Below are 3,329 nucleotides of genomic sequence, written 5' to 3'. Positions count from 1 at the left end.
GTTCAAGGTCCAGCTAAGCCAGAGGCTCCTGCTTCTGATGCTCATAAGCACCGTACTTGGTGATCAACCAGAACGAAAAACAATTGAAGCATCAAGCAACTATTACTGGGGCAATGCCACCGCCTCAGCCAGGACAGAGGCCCGGGCATCCGCCGAACAGGAATTACTTTCAAAAATTCAGGTTACCCTCAACTATAAATTTGAATCAATCGTCACCGAGACCAATGCAGAATTGGATGAGCGCGTGATGATCTCTTCCCAGAGCTATACCAACTTGCTTTTGAAGGGCTTGAACTATATGGACTCAAAGCGTTTTTTTAAATGGAACGCATTTGTCTATATTCATAAAGATTCAGTTGCCGCCGCCTTCAAGATTCGGCGGAAGAAACTTGAGGATTATTCCGAGCTTGCAGGCAGCGCTCTGGCCGAAGCCAATATTGGTGAAGCCTTGCGATTATATTACTGGGGCTACCTGTTGGGAAAAACCTATCCAGATCAGATCTCAATGAGAGCTCTGGATGGCTCCAGAAAAAATATTGATGCCGCTCTTGGGTTTCAGACGGCGGTAAAAACCATTCTCCATCGTATTGCCGTTAGACCGGGTGTCTGTTACCAGGACGGTGATGTTATTATGGTGCCACTCTTTTTTACATATGCGGATAAACCGATCAATAATCTATTGTTTAGTTATTATAGCGGGATGGGGATGGATTATGGACTGGTTGAAGCAGGTCAACTTGAGCTACCGCTGTATGATAACCCCACTATGGCAAAACGGAAATTGACTCTGAATTATGAGTACCTTTACGAAAATGAAATGGACGATGCCTCTGAAACACTGATCCTAAGTACGCTTTTCAATACTGGTGGGTTTCCTAATGTTTCCACCGTATCAATCACATTTCCCTGGTTAAAAGAGGATGGTCAACAACTAAGCTCAGTAGTTGAGCCACAAACAGAGGTCGTTGACATGTTGTCTCAGGTTAGGGAAGACATCAATGAATCTTTACGGGTGCTTTCACAATACAAACGGATGGGAACCATTTCAATCCTTCCCAGTGGATCAAACACAACCAAGACAAGGTGCTGGGTGGTCCTTGCAGATAAGCAAAAAGTACACCATCTGCTTTATTACTCTAACAATACCTATACTGACTACAATTCTGGTGAGACCTTCAATACTCTTGCAGATTTTAAGGGCTATAAAAGCATCTGGTTCCAGGAGAATCAATAATGAAACGACTGAGTTTGGTCTTCATCCTTTTGTTTGCTCTATTATCGGTGGACCAGGGCTTTGCCCTGACCAGCAAGGTTTTAATCACCAGTGGTGGCAGTGAGTTGATTCGGAGTCGTGTTCAGGAAAATCTTTCAAATGTCATGAATGCCTTAAAACCTCTTGCCCCAGAACGTTTCGAGCAAAGCTGTACTCGTGAGGGGCTGACGGCACTAATCGGACTTAAGCGGCAGACTGGATTCTTTAATGTAAACCCCCTTTATGAATGCCGCTTATTGGAACTTGACAACGGATTGTTCGAGGTGCGGGATATAAAGGTCAAAGTTGACCTGGGATCAACAAAGGGTAATCCCTTCCAGTATTTAGTCTTTACCTTTACACCTGCAGGAAAAATTGCTGAGGTCCGGTTTGGTATGGAACGTCAGCATTATTCACGTCTCATAGAAGAAGGCCAGGCTTTGGAAGATTTTGTTTTTCGGCAGCAGATCCTCCATTTTATAGAAATTTTTAGAACCGCTTATAATCGAAAAGATCTTGAATATCTACGACAGGTATTCAGTGACGATGCCTTGATCATTGTTGGAAAAGTGCTTCAAGAGAAGGAAAATGCTCCCAACATGTTGGAGTCGAGCTATTTAGGACAGGATCAGATCCAGTTTATCAAACTAAGTAAAAATGAATATATTGAACGTCTGAAGCCAGTCTTTGTAAACAATAGTTTTATCAAAGTTCAGTTCGAAGAGATAGAGATCATTCGCCATCATCGGATTCCAGAGATCTATGGGGTTAAACTCAAACAGAACTGGCGCAGTGACTCATATTCAGATACGGGTTACCTTTTTCTAATGATCGATTTCATTGATCCGGATAAGCCCCTGATACATGTTCGAACCTGGCAGTCAGAAAAATTCCCGGACGGATCAATTATCAGTCTTGGAGATTTTGAAATTATTGAGTGATCCCACTTACAAGGGTTTCAAGTCACTTGGGCTCTGGGTCATTCTCTGCGGGTCGCTTTGGGCAGCCACCAGCCTTTCTGCTCAAAGAAGTTTCAACCGGGAGGCTGATCTCTATGACGCTATTGAAGTTCTCGTTAAATCAGCAAAACTTGATACTTTACAGCAGCCAGAGACGATCTTTGTTACCCTGCAAACTGTGGATGATCTGATTGCATGGGTCTCTAAAAACCCAGCCTTCTCAATCACCCAAAGCTCCTCAAATAATTTGGTTTTACAGGTTAGTCAACCAAAGTACCTGAATCTATTTTCAGCGAATCAAAAATATACCTGCATGATTCAGGATTCCCTGCTCAAGGCGGTTAGCATGGACCTGGTGTTTACTCAGGCAAAGGATGGCCTTATGTTGGATGATTCAACATTTATCAGTGCATCCGGTGAACCCCCTGAATCATCTGCATGGCAACAATACCTGTATCAGGATCTCTGGTTTTATCGAAGCCTTGGACTTCCTGAGGTTTTTCGACCGACTGTCCGCACTGTAAATCCGGTTATTGATTTACAGATCCATGGCCGAAATCTAACTCACATCACTTATAGCGACTTCAATGTCTGGAAAAATTTTCTGCTTAATCTAACTCATGAGAAATCAGTGTACGCAGGACCATCTCGACTTGAGTTTGGCGACCGGGAAACAACTATATATTTTTATCTATTCATAACAACGCCACAGTCAGGAAGGCACCATTTTTTTTTGATCACTCATCGCTATACCTATGATGTGAATTCAAATATGTTCGTCAGTACTAAAGCTGATCTTTATCCATATGTCAGAATCGATAACGTAAAATCTCTATTCTTAAAAGACCATGATCATGGATCAGGAAATAGTCGTACTCCCGTAAAACGCAGTAAGCCTGGAGACGAGTCTAAATAGAGCTGTAATCGTTACACAACAAGACACTGCCATACAAGCTAAACCAGGTCGTTCCAGAAAAGGGATTGGGGTGAATTTAAGCTGACAAAAAAGGCCACCCAAAACGGATGGCCTTTAAAATTGAGCTGCAGTTGAACTATCTAAAGGTGATACCAAATCCGGCGGTTAAAACCTGATTGTTGGGCGTCTGACTGAAATGGAA

At 42.8% G+C, this 3,329-nt stretch carries 3 protein-coding genes; all 3 read left to right on the top strand.

Going from position 1 to position 3,329, the window contains the following annotated elements; all coding sequences use genetic code 11:
- The coding region (locus U9Q77_06515) for a hypothetical protein (GenBank protein ID MEA3287011.1) at positions 1-1,234 on the top strand (1,234 nt) is incomplete at its 5' end.
- Positions 1,234-2,193 (top strand): hypothetical protein, encoded by a 960-nt coding sequence (locus U9Q77_06510; protein MEA3287010.1) that lies wholly within the window; start codon positions 1,234-1,236, stop codon positions 2,191-2,193. The genes U9Q77_06515 and U9Q77_06510, both read left to right, overlap by 1 nt.
- Positions 2,177-3,127: a hypothetical protein gene (locus U9Q77_06505; GenBank protein ID MEA3287009.1), complete on the top strand. Its 951-nt coding sequence runs from the start codon at positions 2,177-2,179 to the stop codon at positions 3,125-3,127. The genes U9Q77_06510 and U9Q77_06505 overlap by 17 nt, the downstream gene beginning before the upstream one ends.
- Positions 3,128-3,329 lie beyond the last annotated feature (202 nt).

Source organism: Candidatus Neomarinimicrobiota bacterium (assembly GCA_034716895.1).
In the GTDB taxonomy this organism is placed as follows: Bacteria; Fidelibacterota; UBA8477; order UBA8477; family JABMPR01; genus JABMPR01.
This window is presented reverse-complemented; position numbering and strand designations above follow the sequence as displayed.